This window comes from Actinoallomurus liliacearum (genome assembly GCF_039542035.1).
GTDB classification, from domain to species: Bacteria; Actinomycetota; Actinomycetes; order Streptosporangiales; family Streptosporangiaceae; genus Actinoallomurus; species Actinoallomurus liliacearum.
The window spans coordinates 229,025-245,447 of the sequence record NZ_BAABHJ010000002.1 but is presented as its reverse complement, the minus strand read 5'-3'; the positions used below and the strand labels follow the sequence as shown (position 1 = coordinate 245,447).

At 71.0% G+C, this 16,423-nt stretch carries 20 protein-coding genes; 12 read left to right on the top strand and 8 right to left on the bottom strand.

Going from position 1 to position 16,423, the window contains the following annotated elements; translation table 11 throughout:
• Positions 1-69: 69 nt before the first annotated feature.
• On the bottom strand, positions 70-753 hold the full coding sequence (locus ABD978_RS03705; RefSeq protein ID WP_345348245.1) for a TioE family transcriptional regulator: 684 nt from the start codon (positions 751-753) through the stop codon (positions 70-72).
• Positions 754-843: 90 nt separating this feature from the next.
• On the opposite strand from ABD978_RS03705, the gene ABD978_RS03700 reads away from it, so the two are divergent.
• The 6 genes from ABD978_RS03700 to ABD978_RS03675 all read left to right on the top strand — a co-directional run bounded on the left by ABD978_RS03700 (position 844) and on the right by ABD978_RS03675 (position 6,878).
• Positions 844-2,010, top strand: a complete 1,167-nt coding sequence (locus tag ABD978_RS03700; protein ID WP_345348242.1) for an erythromycin esterase family protein — start codon at positions 844-846, stop codon at positions 2,008-2,010.
• Positions 2,011-2,290: 280 nt separating this feature from the next.
• Entirely contained in the window at positions 2,291-3,256 is a 966-nt protein-coding gene (locus ABD978_RS03695; RefSeq protein WP_345348239.1) for an alpha/beta hydrolase, read from the top strand.
• A gap of 20 nt (positions 3,257-3,276) precedes the next feature.
• Positions 3,277-3,726: a hypothetical protein gene (locus tag ABD978_RS03690; protein WP_345348236.1), complete on the top strand. Its 450-nt coding sequence runs from the start codon at positions 3,277-3,279 to the stop codon at positions 3,724-3,726.
• Between the two features lie 60 nt (positions 3,727-3,786).
• Positions 3,787-4,767, top strand: coding sequence for an aldo/keto reductase (locus tag ABD978_RS03685; RefSeq protein WP_345348233.1), 981 nt, complete (start codon positions 3,787-3,789; stop codon positions 4,765-4,767).
• A gap of 85 nt (positions 4,768-4,852) precedes the next feature.
• Positions 4,853-5,617, top strand: a complete 765-nt coding sequence (locus tag ABD978_RS03680) for an NAD(P)-binding domain-containing protein (protein WP_345348230.1) — start codon at positions 4,853-4,855, stop codon at positions 5,615-5,617.
• A gap of 211 nt (positions 5,618-5,828) precedes the next feature.
• A complete protein-coding gene (locus tag ABD978_RS03675) occupies positions 5,829-6,878 on the top strand; it encodes an aldo/keto reductase (RefSeq protein WP_345348227.1) in 1,050 nt (349 codons plus the stop codon).
• Positions 6,879-6,922: 44 nt separating this feature from the next.
• Here the strand turns inward: ABD978_RS03675 and ABD978_RS03670 are convergent, their stop codons facing one another.
• The 4 genes from ABD978_RS03670 to ABD978_RS03655 form a co-directional block, all read right to left on the bottom strand.
• Positions 6,923-7,336, bottom strand: a complete 414-nt coding sequence (locus tag ABD978_RS03670) for a nuclear transport factor 2 family protein (RefSeq protein WP_345348224.1) — start codon at positions 7,334-7,336, stop codon at positions 6,923-6,925.
• Positions 7,337-7,503: 167 nt separating this feature from the next.
• A complete protein-coding gene (locus tag ABD978_RS03665; protein WP_345348221.1) occupies positions 7,504-8,124 on the bottom strand; it encodes a dihydrofolate reductase family protein in 621 nt (206 codons plus the stop codon).
• Positions 8,124-8,630: an SRPBCC family protein gene (locus tag ABD978_RS03660; RefSeq protein ID WP_345348218.1), complete on the bottom strand. Its 507-nt coding sequence runs from the start codon at positions 8,628-8,630 to the stop codon at positions 8,124-8,126. Before ABD978_RS03660 ends, ABD978_RS03665 begins: the two co-directional genes overlap by 1 nt.
• A gap of 3 nt (positions 8,631-8,633) precedes the next feature.
• The gene (locus ABD978_RS03655) at positions 8,634-8,975 is read right to left on the bottom strand and encodes an ArsR/SmtB family transcription factor (protein WP_345348215.1); all 342 of its coding nucleotides are present in this window, start codon (positions 8,973-8,975) and stop codon (positions 8,634-8,636) included.
• Positions 8,976-9,151: 176 nt separating this feature from the next.
• Between ABD978_RS03655 and ABD978_RS03650 the strand changes: the two genes are divergently transcribed.
• Positions 9,152-9,898: a Clp protease N-terminal domain-containing protein gene (locus tag ABD978_RS03650; RefSeq protein ID WP_345348212.1), complete on the top strand. Its 747-nt coding sequence runs from the start codon at positions 9,152-9,154 to the stop codon at positions 9,896-9,898.
• 126 nt (positions 9,899-10,024) lie between these two features.
• On the opposite strand, the gene ABD978_RS03645 is transcribed toward ABD978_RS03650, so the two are convergent.
• Both ABD978_RS03645 and ABD978_RS03640 read right to left on the bottom strand, forming a co-directional pair.
• Entirely contained in the window at positions 10,025-10,771 is a 747-nt protein-coding gene (locus ABD978_RS03645; RefSeq protein ID WP_345348209.1) for a MerR family transcriptional regulator, read from the bottom strand.
• A gap of 137 nt (positions 10,772-10,908) precedes the next feature.
• A complete protein-coding gene (locus tag ABD978_RS03640; protein WP_345348206.1) occupies positions 10,909-11,559 on the bottom strand; it encodes a LysE family transporter in 651 nt (216 codons plus the stop codon).
• Positions 11,560-11,756: 197 nt separating this feature from the next.
• On the opposite strand from ABD978_RS03640, the gene ABD978_RS03635 reads away from it, so the two are divergent.
• Together ABD978_RS03635 and ABD978_RS03630 are read left to right on the top strand one after the other, a co-directional pair.
• Positions 11,757-13,220, top strand: coding sequence for an EamA family transporter (locus ABD978_RS03635; RefSeq protein ID WP_345348203.1), 1,464 nt, complete (start codon positions 11,757-11,759; stop codon positions 13,218-13,220).
• Between the two features lie 95 nt (positions 13,221-13,315).
• Positions 13,316-13,669 (top strand): methyltransferase domain-containing protein, encoded by a 354-nt coding sequence (locus tag ABD978_RS03630; RefSeq protein WP_345348201.1) that lies wholly within the window; start codon positions 13,316-13,318, stop codon positions 13,667-13,669.
• Between the two features lie 50 nt (positions 13,670-13,719).
• Here ABD978_RS03630 and ABD978_RS03625 read toward each other — a convergent pair whose 3' ends face one another.
• Positions 13,720-14,394, bottom strand: a complete 675-nt coding sequence (locus ABD978_RS03625) for a formylglycine-generating enzyme family protein (RefSeq protein WP_345348198.1) — start codon at positions 14,392-14,394, stop codon at positions 13,720-13,722.
• Between the two features lie 435 nt (positions 14,395-14,829).
• Between ABD978_RS03625 and ABD978_RS03620 the strand changes: the two genes are divergently transcribed.
• From ABD978_RS03620 to ABD978_RS03610, 3 genes are read left to right on the top strand one after another with little or no spacing between them, the layout of a single operon-like run.
• Positions 14,830-15,288, top strand: coding sequence for a nuclear transport factor 2 family protein (locus ABD978_RS03620; RefSeq protein WP_345348196.1), 459 nt, complete (start codon positions 14,830-14,832; stop codon positions 15,286-15,288).
• A gap of 26 nt (positions 15,289-15,314) precedes the next feature.
• Positions 15,315-15,449 (top strand): hypothetical protein, encoded by a 135-nt coding sequence (locus tag ABD978_RS03615; RefSeq protein WP_345348194.1) that lies wholly within the window; start codon positions 15,315-15,317, stop codon positions 15,447-15,449.
• Positions 15,446-16,414, top strand: coding sequence for a pyridoxal-phosphate dependent enzyme (locus ABD978_RS03610; protein ID WP_345348192.1), 969 nt, complete (start codon positions 15,446-15,448; stop codon positions 16,412-16,414). The genes ABD978_RS03615 and ABD978_RS03610 overlap by 4 nt, the downstream gene beginning before the upstream one ends.
• Positions 16,415-16,423: the final 9 nt, after the last annotated feature.

Here is a 16,423-nt window from a genome sequence, read left to right as displayed (position 1 = left end):
CCGGAGAGCGGCGTCCCGGACGGGAGGCGACGCGGTGCCCTCGCGGTCGAGCACGGAACGACCTCGGCCTCAGGGCTCGCGGGCGCGGAGGTACGCGTCCAGGTCGGCGGCGCCCTTGAGCATGGCGCGGCCCCGGGCGGACAGGCGGGCCTGCCAGTCGCGCAGGGTCGCCTCCAGCGGGGCGACGCCTCCGGCGGAGCGGACCTGAGCGATCAGCGGGGCGATCTGCTCCAGCAGGTAGCCGCCCCGCCTGAGCTGGTGGGCCAGCCGGACGTCCCGTACGTCGGCCGCGCTGTAGATCCGGTAGCCCGTCTGCGGATCGCGGCGTGGCCGGACCAGCCCGGCGCTCTCCCATTTGCGCAGGGTGGCAGGGCGGAGGCCGAGCCGTCTGGCCAGGGGGCCGATGAACGTGTCGCCGCGTTCCTGCGGCACGGGCGCCAGATCGCGGAGCGCGGCTTCGACGGCCTGGAGGGTGCGGCGGTCGTCGAGGAGCTGGCCGTGGCTCTCGTCGATGAGCCGCAGCGCGTCCTCGGTGGCGCCCCGGTTGACCGCCTGCATGATCGACGTGGCCGTCTGGTGACCGTGCCCGGGCAGGAGGGCGAGGAACGCGCCCAGGGCCCGCGCGTGCAGCGGCGTATAGGTGCGGTAGCCGTGGACGGTGCGTTCGGCGGCGGGCAGGATGCCGGCCTCCTCGTAGTTCCTGACCGCCTGGGTGGACAGGCCGTGCTCGCGCGCCAGGTCCACTGGCCTCATGGATGCATCACCGATTGAAGGTTCATCGCGATCAAAGCAGGCATTTTCCGGAAAAGTTTACATCGAGAGTTCAACGATACCGTTTAGGGAATGGACATCAAGGACACGGCCTGGCCGCTCGATGGCACCGGCATCTCGGCGTTCCTCCGGTCGCTTCCCGCCAGGCCTCTGCTGCTCGGTCTGGGCGAGGCCAGACACTTCGTGGGGGAGCTGGGCGAGCTGCGCAACGAGATCTTCCGGCAGCTGGTCGAGCACGAGGGCTACCGCTCGTTCGCCATCGAGAGCGACTGCCTGATGGGCCTCGTGGTGGACGACCACATCACGACGGGCGCGGGCACGCTGGACGACGTCATGGAACGCGGCTTCAGCCACCGCTTCGGCACGGCACCGGCCAACCGCGAGCTCGTGCGCTGGATGCGCGCGTACAACGAGGAGCATGACGAAAAGCTGCGGTTCTTCGGCTTCGATGGCCCTCTGGAGTACTGGGCCGAGAGCCCGCGCCAGGCGCTCACCGCCCTCCACGCCCTCCTCGACGGCCCGCTTCCCTGCACCCGGGAAACCCTCGACGCGCTGCTGGGCCCGGACGACCGGTGGTCGAACGAGGCCACGGCCATGGATGCGTCCCAGTCGATCGGCCAGTCCGCCGACGCCCAGCGGCTGCGACTGATCGCCGACGACCTGGCGGCGCTGCTCGACACGCAGGCGCCGCGGCTGAGCGCGGAGGAGAGGGACCGGGGGGCACTGTACGCGCGCACCGCCACCGGCCTGCTCCGCTACCACTACTGGCTGGCCGACGCGTCCCCGGAACGGTGGACCCGGCTGTCGACCCTGCGGACCGCGATGATGGCCGCCAACCTGCGTGCCGTCGCCGAGCACGGCCCGGCCCTGGTCTTCGCCTCCAACCTCCACCTGCAGCGGAACAAGAGCGTCATGTCGTTCGGCGACCAGTCGCTGGAGTGGTGGAGCGCGGGGGCGATCACCGCGACGCGCCTGGGGGACCGGTACGCCTTCCTGGCCTCCGCGTTCGGCGCGGTCGGCGACGACGCCCCGCCGCCGGACACCGTCGAGGGCATCCTGTCCACGCTCCCGTGGGATCACTCTCTCATCGACGCCCGCCGCCTGGCCGAGGCCGTCACGAAGCCGGCCCCGCGCGTCTCCCAGGACTTCGCGTATTTCCCGTTGGATCCGGCTCAGCTCGACACGGTCGACGGCGTCGTCTTCCTCAATCAGGTCGTCAGGCTGGGTTCGCTGGGGTGACGAGGCGCGTCAGGAGATCCCGGCCTCGATCTGGGTGAGCCGGGCGGCGAGGATCTCTTCGAACGCGGCGCGGCGGTCCGCCCCGATGGGGCGGGCCGCCGCGCGCGAAGTGGTAACGCACTTGCTGTTGCACGCACCGCGTGCATAATAAGGACACGTGCTTGGCGGCGGGTCGAACCTCAGGGGGCGCCCTCACCGGAACCGCACGACCTGCGCAACGCCCGGCATGCGTGACCACACGACACACCCGGCCTCCGGCCGGGAAGGGGGAGAAAGAGACATGAGCGAGGCCACTGCCGTGACGCGGCCACCGGAGCCGGACTTCTCGGCGATAACGGCCGAGGAGCTGGTCGCCTACCGCGACGCGGAGAACCGCTTCCGGGCGTCCAGCACGGCGCGGGCGATCACCGGGGATCCGGATCCCGGCGCCGCGATCAGCTGGCGGCAGGTGGCGCTGCCCGGCCGCGAGCTGCCGGTCCGGGTATACCGGCCGGCGGCCGAGAACGGCGGCAGGGCGGCCGCCCGGGCCGAGGAGTTGCCGCTCGTGCTCCACGTGCACGGAGGCGGCTTCGTAGGCACAGCGGTGCAAAGCGACTGGGTCAACAGCCACCTCGCCGCCCGGCTGCCCGCGGTCGTCGTCTCGGTCGAGCATCGCCTCCTCGCCCCGGACAGTCCGCTGTCGGCGGCCGTCGAGGACGGGTGGGACGTGCTGCGGTACATGGTGCGGCACGCCTCGCAGTGGGGCATCGACCCGGCGCGCACGGCCGTCTTCGGCGAGAGCTGCGGCGCGTTGATCAGTGCCCTGACCACGATCCGGGCCAGGGAGGCCGGTCTGCGGCTCAAGGCGCAGGTACTCCTCAACCCCGTAGCCGATGTGACCGGGACGATGTTCGACCACGTCTCGGTCACGCAGCACGCCCGCACCCCGACCCTCGCCGTGCCGCAGCTGCAGCTGTTCCAGCGGCTCGCCGTTCCATCGGGTACCGATCCTCGGGCGCTCTCGCCGCTGTATGCCGACAGCGTGAAAGGGCTGGCCCCGGCGCTGGTGGTGGTGCCGACCCACGACCCACTGGCCGACCACGGCCGCCGCTACGCCGAACGACTGCGAGCGGCCGGGACACCCGCGCAGCTCTCCGAGTACCCCGGGGCGGGGCACGCGTTCCTCAGCCTGCCGGGCGTGGCGCCCCAGGCCGAGGCCGCGCGCGCGGAGATCCTCGAGTTCCTCCGAGCCTCCCTCACCGCGTGAGGCGAAAGGAGAGCACTCTGATGACGAAGACACGTCATAAGCGATGGGCCATCGCGGCGATGTACACCGGCCTTGGACTCACCGTCATCGCGACGATCGTCCCCTACCTCGACCGCGCCACCGCCCATCTGCTGGCCGATCACATCCGGGCCGGCTATCCCACGTACAGCCAGACGCGTGTCGACGCGGCCGTCACCGCCTACCTGATCGTCCTGTCCGTCATCGGAGCGTTCGGCGTCACCGCCTGGGTCGGGACGACCTGGGCCGTCACGACGGGCAAGCGGTGGGCCCGCCCCGCCGCGACCGTGATGTTCCTGCTCGGCACAAGCGTCGGGCTGACCGGGCTGCTCACCAAGGACACCTCCGGCGACACCGGCCTGCCGCCCGCGCTGGGCTGGGCCGGCATGGCTCCCTGCCTGGCCGGACTCCTCGCGGTCACGCTGCTGTGGAGACGCCCCCGGCCGGAGTGACGCCGGCTCCGGAAGCAGCCCCGGCGACGACTCACGCCCGAAACCCCCGTGAGAGGAACGATGCGCACCACCACCCTTGGCGCCGACGGCCCAGCGGTCGGTCGACTCGGCCTCGGCTGTATGAGCATGAGCGGCAGCTACGGTCCGGCCGACCCGCACGAGGCCGCTGCCACCTTGCTGGAAGCCCTCGATTCCGGCGTCACCATGTTCGACACCGGCGACTTCTACGGCGACGGAGCGAACGAGGAACTTCTCGGCCAGACCCTCGCCCCGCACCGCGACCGCGTCGTGCTGGCCACCAAGACGGGCGTCCGGCGCACCGCCGGCGGGCTGGTCCCCGCCGGTGCACCCGACGATCTGCGCCGCGCCTGCGAAGCGTCCCTGCGGCGGCTCCGCACCGATCGCATCGACGTGTACTACCTCGCCCGAATCGACCCCGCCATCCCCATCGAGGAGTCGGTCGGCGCCCTGGCCGACCTGGTCGCCCAGGGGAAGGTCGGCCACATCGGCCTGTCCGAAGTCTCGGCCACCACCCTCCGCCGCGCCCACGCCATCCACCCGATCAGCGCCGTCCAGACCGAGTACTCACTGTGGGAACGCCATGTCGAAAACGACATCCTGCCCACACTCCGCGACCTCGGCGCCGCCCTGGTCGCCTACAGCCCCCTCGGCCGTGGCCTGCTCACCGGAGCCGTCCGTGCCACCACGCGGTACGAAAGCGGCGACTTCCGCGCGACCGCCCCCCGCTACAACGGCGATGACCTCAAGGCCAATCTCGCCATCGTCGAAGCCATCACGGCACTCGCCATCACCAAGAACGCCACTCCCGCCCAGATCGCCCTCGCTTGGCTCCTCACCCGCGGCAGCGACATCGTCCCCATCCCCGGCAGCGCCCGCCGGCCTCACCTGCTCGACAACCTGGCCGCACTCGACCTGCGCCTGACCACGGCCGACCTCGCCCACATCGACGCCGCCGTTCCCACCACCGGCGCCCAAGGATCCCGGTACGGCGACCACGGCATCCGCATGATCGACCAATGAGACCCATGGCGAACGGCGCCTTCGACACGGACTCGACCGAGACCGACACGGGTCACGACCACCGCGCACCACGGAGGAGGACACGGTGAAGCGCATCGGCATCATCGGGGTAGGCGAGATCGGCCGGGCCATCGTGGACGGCCTGTACTACCAGGGCGACGATGCGCCCGAGGTCTTCCTCTCCCCTCGAGGAGCCCGCACGGTCGCGGAGCTGTCCCAGCGTCACGAGGGCGTGCGGGTGTGTCCCGACAACCAGGCGGTGGTGGACCGCTCCGAGATAGTGATCATCGCCGTGCGCCGTCAGAACCGGCACGAAGCGCTCGCCGGCTTGACGGTGGCCGATGACAAGATCTTGATCAACGTGATGTCCGGCGTCGAGAACGACGACCTGCGCCGGACGCTGGCCACCGACGCCCCGCTCGTACGGGCCATCCCCCTGCCCGCCATACGCGAACGCCGCTCCGTCACGGTGACGTACCCGTCCCACCCGGTGGTGGACTCCCTGTTCGAGCACCTGGGCGGGGCGCTCCCGGTCGCGGACGAGACGGCCTTCAACGTCTTCTCCGCGGTGACGGGGACGCTGACCACCCACTACCGGTATCTCGCCACGCTCACGTCATGGGCCGTCGGCCACGGCATCGCCGCCGGCGACGCGGACCGCTACGTCCGCGGCCTCTTCCGGGAGGTGGGTCGTTCCCTGAGCGACGAGACCCGCACCCTGCAGCAGCTCGCGGCCGATCACGAGACCCCGAAGGGAAACAACGAGCGCATCCGCACCACGTGGTTCACCCCTGCCAACTCCGAAGCCCTCACCCAGGCCCTCGACGGTCTCCTCGCCGACCTCACGTAGAGCCACATAGGCAGGGTCCGAGCAGTCCGCGCCAGGCCCTCGGGCAGCCCGAGTTCGCGCACGCTCGGGATTTGATCTAGAGCCGACTCCAGCTCCTAAGGTACGGGGCGGTGCGGCACCACCGGCCCCGTACGGGCGGCGGGGCCGCGGCCGCGTCGCGACCACCGTCATGGGGGATCGCCGTCGTCCCACCCTGACAAGGAGCATGATCGTGCGCTATCGCGTTCTCGGCGGCACCGGCATCCAGGTGAGCGTCCACTGCCTGGGCGCCATGATGTTCGGTGCCGTCGGCAACCCCGACCACGACGAGTGCGCCCGCATCATCCACGCGGCCCTCGACCAGGGGATCAACTTCGTCGACACCGCCGACATGTACTCCGCCGGGGAGTCGGAGGAGATCGTCGGCAAGGCCCTGAAGGGCCGCCGCGACGACGTCGTGCTGGCCACCAAGGTGCACTTCCCGATGGGGGAGGGACCCAACCGGGGCGGCAACTCACGACGCTGGATCATCAAGGAGGTCGAGGAGAGCCTCCGCCGCCTGCGCACCGACTGGATCGACCTCTACCAGATCCACCGTCCCGACCACAGCACCGACGTCGAGGAGACGCTGTCCGCGCTGACCGACCTGGTGCGCCAGGGCAAGATCCGGGCCTTCGGCTGCTCCACCTTTCCGGCCGAGGAGATCGTCGAGGCCCACCACGTGGCCGAGCGCCGCGGCCTGGGACGGTTCCGCAGCGAGCAGCCGCCGTACTCGCTGCTCGCCCGGGGGATCGAGGCGTCGGTGCTGCCGACCTGCCGACGGCTCGGCATGGGCGTGCTGACGTGGAGCCCGCTCGCCTCGGGCTTCCTGACCGGCCGGTACCGCAACGACGGTTCCGCCGACCTGTCCAGCGGCCGTGCCGCGCTGACGCCCGCCCGGTTCGACCCCGCCCTCCCGGAGAACGCCGCGAAGTACGAGGCCGTCGAGCGGCTCATCGAGCTCGCCGCCGATCTCGGCTGCACGCTGCCCGAGCTCGCCGTCGCCTTCCCGGTCGCGCACCCGGCCGTCACCTCGGTGATCATCGGCCCCCGGACGATGGAGCAGCTGCAGGCCACGCTCAAGGGCGCCGACCTCACCCTCGACGACGCGGCGCTCGATCGGATCGACGAGATCGTGCCGCCCGGAACCGACCTGTACCGCGCGGACGGCGCCTGGCGCTCGCCCGCGCTGACCGACGTCTCGGCGCGGCGCCGCGCCGTCGGCGACCGCGCCGCCGGCTGAGCGCCGGGCATCGCTGATCGGCGAGCCGGCGTCCCGGAAAGAGATCAGTTCTCGCGGGTCCAGACGGGCGTGATCCGCACTTCGCGGAGGCGCCAGCCCACCGGCGTCCGCACTGCGGTGCCGGCCAGTCGCAGGCCGCCTGTGAAGTGGGGCGCCTGGCCGTCGCGGTAGTAGTACACGAGCGAGTTCGCCGAGGCGGCCGCCTGGTCGCCGTCGACGTCCACCAGAAGGTCAGTGGTCGTGTGCTGGGCGTGCTGCCCCTCGACCTCACCCCGGCGCATGAAGCCGACAACCTTGTCGATGCCGCGGAGCTCGCCCCCGCGCGGCGAGTGCACCGCCACATCGTCACTGAAGACGGTGTCCGCATCCTCCCACCGCTTCTCGTCGAGCAGGAGTGCGAAGCGGGTGAACAGGTCGGCGATCTCGATACGGTCGGCGATCAGAGTATCCGTGGACACGACATTCCTTTCATTGGAACGCCCAACATTGGCTACGCCAACGATACACGGATTCATTGGCCGCGCCAACGATGCAGGACGACCTACTCGGACCGCCTCCAGCCGAGGACGGACGGACCTTGTCCGCGTGCCGGCCGCATGGGGGTTCCTTCGTGTCCGCCGTGCGCCTACCGCTTCCGGACGGCGTAGGTCAGGTGCGTCACCCTCGGAGAGGGCTCCGCGCGGACCGGCTCCAGGGCCACGCGGCCCGCGTCCACGCCCTCGAACAGGCGGATTCCGGAGCCGAACAGTACGGGCGACAGCGCGATCGAGAACTCGTCGATCAGGCCGGCGTTCACGTACTCCAGGATCGTCGCGCCGCCGCCCGCGATGCGGACGTCGCGGTCGCCGGCGGCCTCGCGGGCCTGGTCGAGCGCGGTCTCGATGCCGTCGTTGACGAAGTGGAAGGTGGTCCCGCCCGGCCGCTCCCAGGGGTCACGCTTCTCGTGTGTCACGACGAAGACCGGCGTGTGGAACGGCGGCTCCTCCGGCCACGCATGCTCGCCGCCGTCGAACATGCGCTTGCCCATCACGCTCGCGCCGGTGCGCTCGAACGTCTCCCGCACGATGTCGTTGTCGCGCCCTTCCTCGCCGCCCTTGCCAAGCTTCAGGTTCTCCCGGAAGAACCGCTGCGGGAAGATCCACCGCTGCAGTTCCATCCACCGCTGCCCCATCAAGTCCTCGATGGACTCGGGAGCGATGAACCCGTCCAGCGACATCGACACGCTGAAGAACACCTTCCCGGACATCAGCCTTCCGCTCCCTTCCGAACGATCTCGGTGACGTAGGCAGCCAGGTTGCTCAGGGTCTGCCGGCCGCCCTCGATCGCGTGGTACTTCTCGGCCGCCTCGTCGCGCAGCTCCTTGGTGGGGAACACCGTGCGCATCTCGATCCGGGTCGCCGCACCGTCGGGCGCGAACGTGAGAACCGACTCGAAGGCGTTCGGGTCGTCGCGGGACTCACCGTGCAGCAGCGCGATCCGCTCTGGCGGGGCGATCTCGGTCCAGGAGATCCACTCGGTGTAGTCCGTCCCGTCCGGTCCGTGCATCACGAAGTCCCACTCCCCGCCGACGCGGAACTCGAACGACTGCGTGGTGGTGGTGAACCCGTCCGGGCCCCACCATCGCGACAGGTGCCGGACCTCGGTGAACGCCTCGAACACCAGCTCTCGTGGGGCGTCGATGACCCGGGAGATGACGATCTCGCGGTCGGCCGTCGCGGACTGCGCCGGCGCTCCTCGTCCCATTGCGCTCATCAGCTATTCCTCCTGCCTTGCCTGCTTCAGGTCCTGCACGTACGCGTCCAGCCGGTCGAAGCTCTCGTTCCAGAACCGCTCGAAACCGCCGGTCCACTCGTGAACCGCTCGCAGCCCACGGGCGTCCAGGCCGTACAGGCGCTGCTTGCCTGCCTTGCGGTCCCGCACCAGCCCGACCTCCCGGAGCACCCGCAGGTGTTTGGACGCCCCCGGCTGGGTCATCCCCAGCTCCCGGGCCAACTCGGTCACCGGCCGCTCACCCGCCCGCAGCAGCATCAGGATCTCCCGGCGCTGCGGCTCGGCGATCGCATTGAAGACGTCCGACGTCGTCGCTGCTCGTGCCATGGTCCAATCATATGCCCATATCGGCATGCGTCAACCCGGACCACCGGCTACCGCGACTTTTCGTTCCGATGCCGGGCGACCCCCGAGGCGTCCATCGAATGATGGGGTTATATACGCATGACCCCAACGGGGGTATAAGAGAGAGGGTCATCGCGTTCCCGACCTGAGGACCGGCCGTGCCGAAGATCAACGTGTACCTGCCCGACGAACTCGCCGAAGCCGTCAAGAACGCCGACGTGCCGGTCTCCGCGATCTGCCAGCGAGCCCTGGAACAGGCCGTGCGACGGGTCACCGCGATCCGCCAGACGGCGCTGGGCGAGCTGTCATCGGACGACCTGAGCGACCGGCTGCCCTCGTTCACCCCACGGGCCCGCACCACGATCAAGCTGGCCACCGATCGGGCGTCCACAGGCGGACGTCCGAACGTCGGCACGGCGGACCTGCTGGCCGGCATCGTCGCCGAGGGCGGGAACCTCGCGTTGCACGTGCTGCGCGCCATCGACATCGACCCTGCCCGGCTCCAGCGTGACCTCGAACGGAACACGGACGCCGAGCCCGGCGGGGCGGACGACGACTCCTCGATGCGCTTCAGCGTCGCCGCCGCCGGCGCGCTCGAACTGGCGGTGACCGAGGCGACGGCGCTCGGGCACAACTACGTCGGCTGTGAGCACCTGCTGCTCGGGCTGGTCGCCGAGCCCGAGGGCACGGCCGGCCGCGTCCTGCGGTCGCTGGGCGCCGACCCCCGGCTCACCCGGCGCGCGGTCACGGCCGCGCTGGCCGGCTACGTGCACCTGCGCGCCCAGACCTCCGCCGCCGATCCCGCCCAGGCCCTGGCCGCCGCCGTACAGCGGCAGCTGCAGCCGCTCGTCGCGCGGATCGAGCGACTGGAAGAGCGGTTCGGCACGATGTCCGGGCAGGAGTGAACGGCATGGTGCGTCCCGCCCGCCGCCGGAACGGCGACGGGCGGAGCCGTACCGAGCCGGTGGCCCGGCCGAGCTCGACGACGTGTTCGCGCGCGCCGGCCCGCCGCCGTGCCGGCGCGGCCGGTGCTACGGGGAACCCTCGTCGGGGTGTGGCCGCCCGGCGGTGATGTAGGTGTACAGGCGACCCGAGCCGTCGAGCATGGCCGTCGCCTGCCGATTCAGGGCGTCCCGGCGTTCATTGAGTGCCGTGCTCAGCGCCTCGCCGCTCCCCGTACGGCGCAGGTCGTCGAGGACCGCCCGGATCCGCGATAGGGGATAGCGGCTCTGACGAAGGACGGCGATCAGACGCGCGTCCCGTAGATCGGCGGTGCCGAACCGGCGATATCCGGTGATCGGGTCGCGTGCGGGGGTGAGCAACCTCTCGGCCTCCCACACGCGGAGCGCGGAGCTGCGCACCCCGATGCGCGCGGCGACCTCACCGATGCTCAGACCCGAACGCGGCGCAGGCTCCACGTCGGGCGCCTGGCGGGCCAGCGCCTCGAGGGCCTCGCTCGCCGTGTCGAGGGACGACCGGTGCCGGTGCAGCGCCGCGTGCTCGGCGTCCACGAGGGTGAGCGCCCGGGGCAGGTCCCCGGCGTGCACCGCACGCATGATCGCCTGAGCGGCACGGTGGCCGTACCCGCTCAGGAGCGTCCGGTAGGTGAGCAGAGCGCAGCGGTGCCGGTCCTCGAACCGGCGGTAGCCGGCTGCGGTGCGCGTCGCGGGCGGGAGGATGCCCGCCTCCTCGTAGTTGCGGATCTGCTGTGTCGAGACACCCGCCAGGCGCGCAAGGTCGACGGAGCGGAGCCCCGCCCGCTCGCCAAGTTCGGTCATGGGACCTCCTTCGTCGGCCCCATGACCAAGGTGCTGTGCCGATCGATTGCCTCGCTTCGCCCGGTCATGAGGTGAAGGGTACGGCCGGGTATCCGTCATGATCCGCCGGAGGACACCGGCCCGCCGAGGGTTCGGCGTCAGGTGATGAGCAGGTTCAGGGCCAGGGCGGTCATCACCAGGCTGGAGACGAGGGCGGTGACGAGCCGTCCCCGGGCGCCCGTCAGCACCCGGCCGAGGAGCGCACCGCCGCCGGCCAGCAGTAGCTGCCAGCTCGCGGACGCTGCGAAGGCGGCCAGGACGAACACCGCCCGCCGCGGCTGGTCGGCGGCCACCGTGTTCTGGCCGCCCAGCACGAGCGCCGTGAAGTAGACGATGGTGGTGGGGTTCAGCATCGTGATCGCCAGCAGTCCCAGGTAGGCCCGGCCGGGACTCGTCGGCGGCCCGGCGGGCCGAGCCTGGGTCAGGCGCTCACGGTGACGGGCCACCGTCCCGACCAGCCCCCGGACGGCCAGCACGATCAACACGAGGGCCGAACACCAGCGCAGCGGGGCCAGCACCGGCCGGATCGCGGCGGCGACGGCGGAGCCTCCCACCGTCGCGACCAGCGCGTACAGGCCGTCGGCGGTGGCCACGCCGAGCGCGGCGCACGCGCCGGTCGTCAAGGACGTCCGGGTGGTCAGCGTGATGAGGTAGGCGGCGACCGCTCCGACGGGGACCGCGATGCCGTAGCCGGCGAGCAGTCCCGCGACCAGCGCGGCGATCACGGCCGTACGGTGATCGGCCTCCACGGTCGCCCCTGCTGCCGCTGGACCCGCACCGGTCGGACGGCGGCGGTCGGCGGCAGTACGGCACTGGTCGTGGTCATGTGCGGATCCTGCCCGCCGTCCGGTCCGCCCGGCAACCGGTTTTCCGGCCCGCGCGATTTCTCGCATCAGGCCGATCGGCGGTATCGCGGACTACCTCGAATCGAGTTAATCTACTTTCCGTGTCCTTCCGATGGTCGACCGGCCTGATCGGCCTGTGGGTGACGCTGACGCTCGGCGTCCCGTTCCTGCTGATTTCCATCGCCGGGCGTGCTCTGCCCGCTGATCTGCTGACCTTCGTCCGCTTCGCGCTCGCCGGCCTGACCCTCCTGACGGTCATGGCCATGCGTCGCGGTCTGGCGCGGTCGGTCGCCGACGTCGCCGGGCTGCTGCGCGCCAAGCCGGGTGAGATGCTCGCCGTCGGATTGTGCAGCGCCGCACTCCCGTCCGTCCTGATCACCTTGGGCGAACACCATGTGGCGAGCGGCGTGACGGCGCTGCTCCTGGCCGGCACGCCGATCTGGATCGCGGTCGGCACTCACGTCCTGCTGCCCGCAGAGCGCCTGCGCCCGCGCCAGGCGGCATGCCTGGCCGTCGCACTGGGAGGGACAGCACTGCTGACGACCGGCGCGCCCGGCGGGTTCACCGTCTGGTCGGTGCTTCCGCTGGCCGCCGCGGTGAGCTACGCGGCCGGCAACCTGCTCGTACGCGGCCGCCTCCGGCACGACGACGCGCTCACCCTCACCTGTGCGCAGATGACGGTGGCGACCGTCATGGCCTCCCCGTTCGCCGCCGCGCACCTGTCCCGGGTCACCTGGCGGCCCGGCCCGTGGCTGGCCACCGTCCTCCTCGGCGTCGTGTGCTCCGGACTGGGCTGGCTCGCCAACACCGTCCTCATGCAGCGAGTGAGCGCCGTACGCGCCTCCCTCGTCTCCTTCGCCGCGCCGGTGGTCTCCGTCCTCCTCGGGGCGATCGTCCTGGGCGAGCACCTATCATCGCTACAGTCGGCGGCGGCCGGGGTCGTACTGGCGGCCATCATGGCGTTCGGCGTCCTGTCCCGTGCGACCGCGCGGCCGAGCGCCCGTCGGGAGGTGCGCGTCATCCTCGAACTCGCGATCCTCGGATTCCTCTCCGAGCACGCGATGCACGCCTACGAGCTGCGCAAGCGGATCACCGTGCTGGTGGGGCACGTACGGCCGGTCAGCGACGGCTCCCTGTACCCCGCGCTGCAGCGGCTGCGGCGGCAGGGCCTGGTGACGCGCCGTTCCGAACCCGGCTCAGGGGGACCGGCACGTCAGGTCTTCGAGCTGACCGATGAGGGACAGGCCGAACTCCGGCGTCGCCTCACCGAACCGGACGAGCTGGAGATCACCGACCGCAACAAGTACTTCGTCCTGCTGGCCTTCCTGCATCTGCTGCCGTCCATGCGGGCGCAGGCCACGGTGCTCCGCCGGCGTCTGGAGTTCCTGGACGACCCGGGACGCGGGTTCTTCGTCCACGACGACCGCGTGTTGCGCCAGGACGAGCTCACGTCTCCGTTTCGATCCGGTATCCAGCACATCGCCCGGGCCACCACATCGGCCGAGCGGGCGTGGCTCGGCGAGATGCTCGGCAGGATGGAGGAGGCTCCGGACACCGCCTCCTGACACCGGCCTGGTCCGTGCCCGCGGACCCCGACCGGTTCCGCACCTGCGGTTCCCGCCGTGCGAGCCTCGTGCGATGCTGTCGGCCGTGGAAGATCATGGAGACCACGACTCCGTCCGCGGCCGGTGAGTTCGGCGCGGCCGTGGCGTTCTACTCGATCACCCACCTGCACCCCACCGAGTTGTCCCGCGCCTTCGAGCAGGTCCATCGGGCGTTGCGCCCCGCCGGGCTGTTCCTGCTGTCCTTCCACATCGGCACGGAGATCCGGCATCTGGACGAGTGGTGGGGTCATTCGGTGGACATCGACTTCCGGTTCCTCGAACCCGCCGAGGTGGCCGGGGCGCTGGAGGCGGCCGGATTCACGGTCGAGACGCGCGCCGAGCGCGTGCCCTACGCCGGTGAGGTGGACACCCGCCGCGCCTACCTGCTGGCCCGCCGGGCCGGCGCGTGACGGCCGGCCACGAAGCCCGGTAGGGCGGAACCCGGATCGAGTACCGGGGTTCACCGTGACCGGGCGAGGCGGAACCCGAGGTCGTCGATGCGGAAGGTGGGGTGGCTCTTGCGCCGGGACGAGGCCCGGCAACCCCAGGTGCGGTCGTGCGCGCCCCCGCCGCGGAAGACGCGGTACGGGCCGTAGACGGCGGGGTCGTAGAGGTCCCAGCACCACTCCCACACATTGCCGATCATGTCGTGGAGACCCCAGGCGTTCGGCTTCTTGGCCCCGACCTCGTGCACCACGCCGCCGGAGTTCGCGCGGTACCAGGCGATCTCGGCCAGCTCGCCGTACCGGACGCCCGTGGTCCCGGCCCGGCAGGCGTACTCCCACTCCGCCTCGGTCGGGAGCCGGTAACCGTCGGCGTCGCGGTCCCAGACGACGTCCTGCCCGTCGACGTCGTCGCCTCCGGAGTAGCACGGTCGAAGCCCCGCCGCCCGGGAGAGGCGATTGCAGAACTCGACGGCCTCCCTCCAGGAGACGTCGGTGACCGGCGTGCGCGGCCGGGCGTCCACCACCGGTCCTTCGCCGCGTACCTCCCGGTACAGGTCCCAGGTCACCGTGTGAGCGGCGAGCCGAAAGGCCGCGACCTCGACCTCCCAGCTCCGCTTCGTGCCCTCGTCCCGCAGCACGACCTGTCCGCCGGGGATGTCCACCAGGCCGACGGCTGACTCGCGTTCCATGATCGCCCAATCCCACCATGCCCGCGGCCGGCGGACGAGCCCGGCTGCCGCCATCAGTCCAAAGGGTGGACCCGCGCGAAAAGGAGGGCCGACGCCTAGTATTCCGTTCTGCGACCCAAGGTATGTCCAGGGCCGAACGATCACGACAACGTCGCCACCGCGGTGTCACAAGACGTCACCTACCGGTTCATGGGGGTGACCCACCGGGCTCACGTCGCCTTCCACGGCGCCGGCTTCGGCATCACGGGCATCGCCTCATGCTGATGGCGCACTCGCAGCGTCTTCTCCCGCAGGTGCACCTCCCGATGGGCGAGCGAAGGTCCTTCAACAGGTGCACCGGCTTATCGGCGGTGAAGGTGGACGTCAGCGTTTCTAACGGATTTCAGGAGCTACGTTCGTTAGAGGAGACGTGTCCGACCGCTCGAGGAGGCTCCCGTGACCGCACGACCACCCTTCCCGCCGTTCACCCTGGAGACCGCGCTGGAGAAGGTCCAGGCCGCGGAGGACGCCTGGAACACCCGTGATCCCGAACGCGTGGCGCTCGCCTACACCGAGGACTCGGTCTGGCGGAACCGCGACCGGTTCGTCACGGGCCGGTCCGCGATCATCGCCTTCCTGCGGGACAAGTGGGACCGGGAACTCGACTACGCCCTCCGCAAGGAGCTGTGGGGATTCCGCGGCGACCGGATCGCGGTGCGCTTCCAGTACGAATGCCACGACCCGACCGGTCAGTGGTGGCGCAGCTACGGCAACGAGCTGTGGGAGTTCACGCCTGAGGGTCTGATGAGCCGCCGCGAGGCCAGCATCAACGACGTCCGCATCGCCGAGGCCGACCGGCGGATCTTCGGACCCCGCCCCGCCGAGGAACGCGGCGCCCTCCTCCCGATCCACTGAGGTCTAAAATCCCCGCCGTACGCGGGGTGGCGCGGCAGGTCGCCGCCCGGCTCGGCATCTCCCGGGCGTCCACCTACGACCATCTCGCCGAGGCCCGGACCGCGGCCTCGCCCGACGGCGCCGAGCCCGGTGCCATCGCCTCGCAGAAAGACGGAGCATGACCGACACACCCCCGGTGACCCTGGAAGACGTCCGTTCGGCCGCCGCCCGGATCGAGGGCGTCGCGCACCGTACCCCGGTGCTGCGTTCCCGCACCCTGGACGCGCTCGTCGGCGCCGAGGTCTTCCTCAAGTGCGAGAACCTGCAGCGGATCGGCGCGTTCAAGTTCCGCGGCGCCTACAACGCCGCCTCCCGGCTGACGCCGGAGCGGCTGGCCAAGGGCATCGCCGCGTACTCCTCGGGCAACCACGCCCAGGCCGTCGCCCTCGCCGCGCGCGAACTCGGGACGACCGCGGTGATCCTCATGCCCGAGGACACCCCGAAGTCGAAGATGGACGCCACCGCCGGATACGGCGCGGAGATCGTCACGTACGACCGTTACACCGGCGACCGGGTCGCCATCGGCGAGGCCTTGGCGGCCGACCGCGGCCTGGCGCTCATCCCGCCCTACGAGCATCCGCACGTCATCGCGGGACAGGGCACCGCCGCGCTCGAACTCATCGAGGAGGTCGGCGAACTCGACGCCCTGGTGGTCCCGGTCGGCGGCGGCGGACTGATCGCCGGCAGCGCGACGGCCGCCAAGGGTCTCACCCCGGCGATCCGCGTGATCGGCGTGGAACCGGAGGAGGGGGACGACACCAAGCGGTCCCTGGAGGCGGGCCGGCGCGTGTCCATCCCCGTGCCCCGCACGATCGCCGACGGCCAGGCCGCGGACATCCCGGGCGAGCTGACCTTCTCCATCAACCGGCGGCTGGTCGACGAGATCGCCCTGGTCACCGACGACCAGATCCGCGAGGCGATGCGGCTGGCCTTCGAACGCATGAAGATCGTCATCGAGCCGAGCGGCGCGACGCCGCTGGCTGCCCTCCTGGCCGGCCGTATCGCCCCGATCCCGCCGCGGGTCGGTGTGATCGTCTCCGGTGGCAACATCAGCGCCCGGCGCTTCGCCGAGCTCTGCGGCGGCTGACCGAGGCCG

What these genes read in the sequence shown, in the direction of transcription:
- ABD978_RS03705 (WP_345348245.1), bottom strand. Translation starts at nt 753, where the DNA reads ATGAGGCCAGTGGACCTGGCGCGCGAGCACGGCCTGTCCACCCAGGCG.
- ABD978_RS03700 (WP_345348242.1), top strand. Translation starts at nt 844, where the DNA reads ATGGACATCAAGGACACGGCCTGGCCGCTCGATGGCACCGGCATCTCG.
- ABD978_RS03695 (WP_345348239.1), top strand. Translation starts at nt 2,291, where the DNA reads ATGAGCGAGGCCACTGCCGTGACGCGGCCACCGGAGCCGGACTTCTCG.
- ABD978_RS03690 (WP_345348236.1), top strand. Translation starts at nt 3,277, where the DNA reads ATGACGAAGACACGTCATAAGCGATGGGCCATCGCGGCGATGTACACC.
- ABD978_RS03685 (WP_345348233.1), top strand. Translation starts at nt 3,787, where the DNA reads ATGCGCACCACCACCCTTGGCGCCGACGGCCCAGCGGTCGGTCGACTC.
- ABD978_RS03665 (WP_345348221.1), bottom strand. Translation starts at nt 8,124, where the DNA reads ATGTCCGGGAAGGTGTTCTTCAGCGTGTCGATGTCGCTGGACGGGTTC.
- ABD978_RS03660 (WP_345348218.1), bottom strand. Translation starts at nt 8,630, where the DNA reads ATGAGCGCAATGGGACGAGGAGCGCCGGCGCAGTCCGCGACGGCCGAC.
- ABD978_RS03655 (WP_345348215.1), bottom strand. Translation starts at nt 8,975, where the DNA reads ATGGCACGAGCAGCGACGACGTCGGACGTCTTCAATGCGATCGCCGAG.
- ABD978_RS03645 (WP_345348209.1), bottom strand. Translation starts at nt 10,771, where the DNA reads ATGACCGAACTTGGCGAGCGGGCGGGGCTCCGCTCCGTCGACCTTGCG.
- ABD978_RS03630 (WP_345348201.1), top strand. Translation starts at nt 13,316, where the DNA reads ATGGAGACCACGACTCCGTCCGCGGCCGGTGAGTTCGGCGCGGCCGTG.
- ABD978_RS03625 (WP_345348198.1), bottom strand. Translation starts at nt 14,394, where the DNA reads ATGGAACGCGAGTCAGCCGTCGGCCTGGTGGACATCCCCGGCGGACAG.
- ABD978_RS03610 (WP_345348192.1), top strand. Translation starts at nt 15,446, where the DNA reads ATGACCGACACACCCCCGGTGACCCTGGAAGACGTCCGTTCGGCCGCC.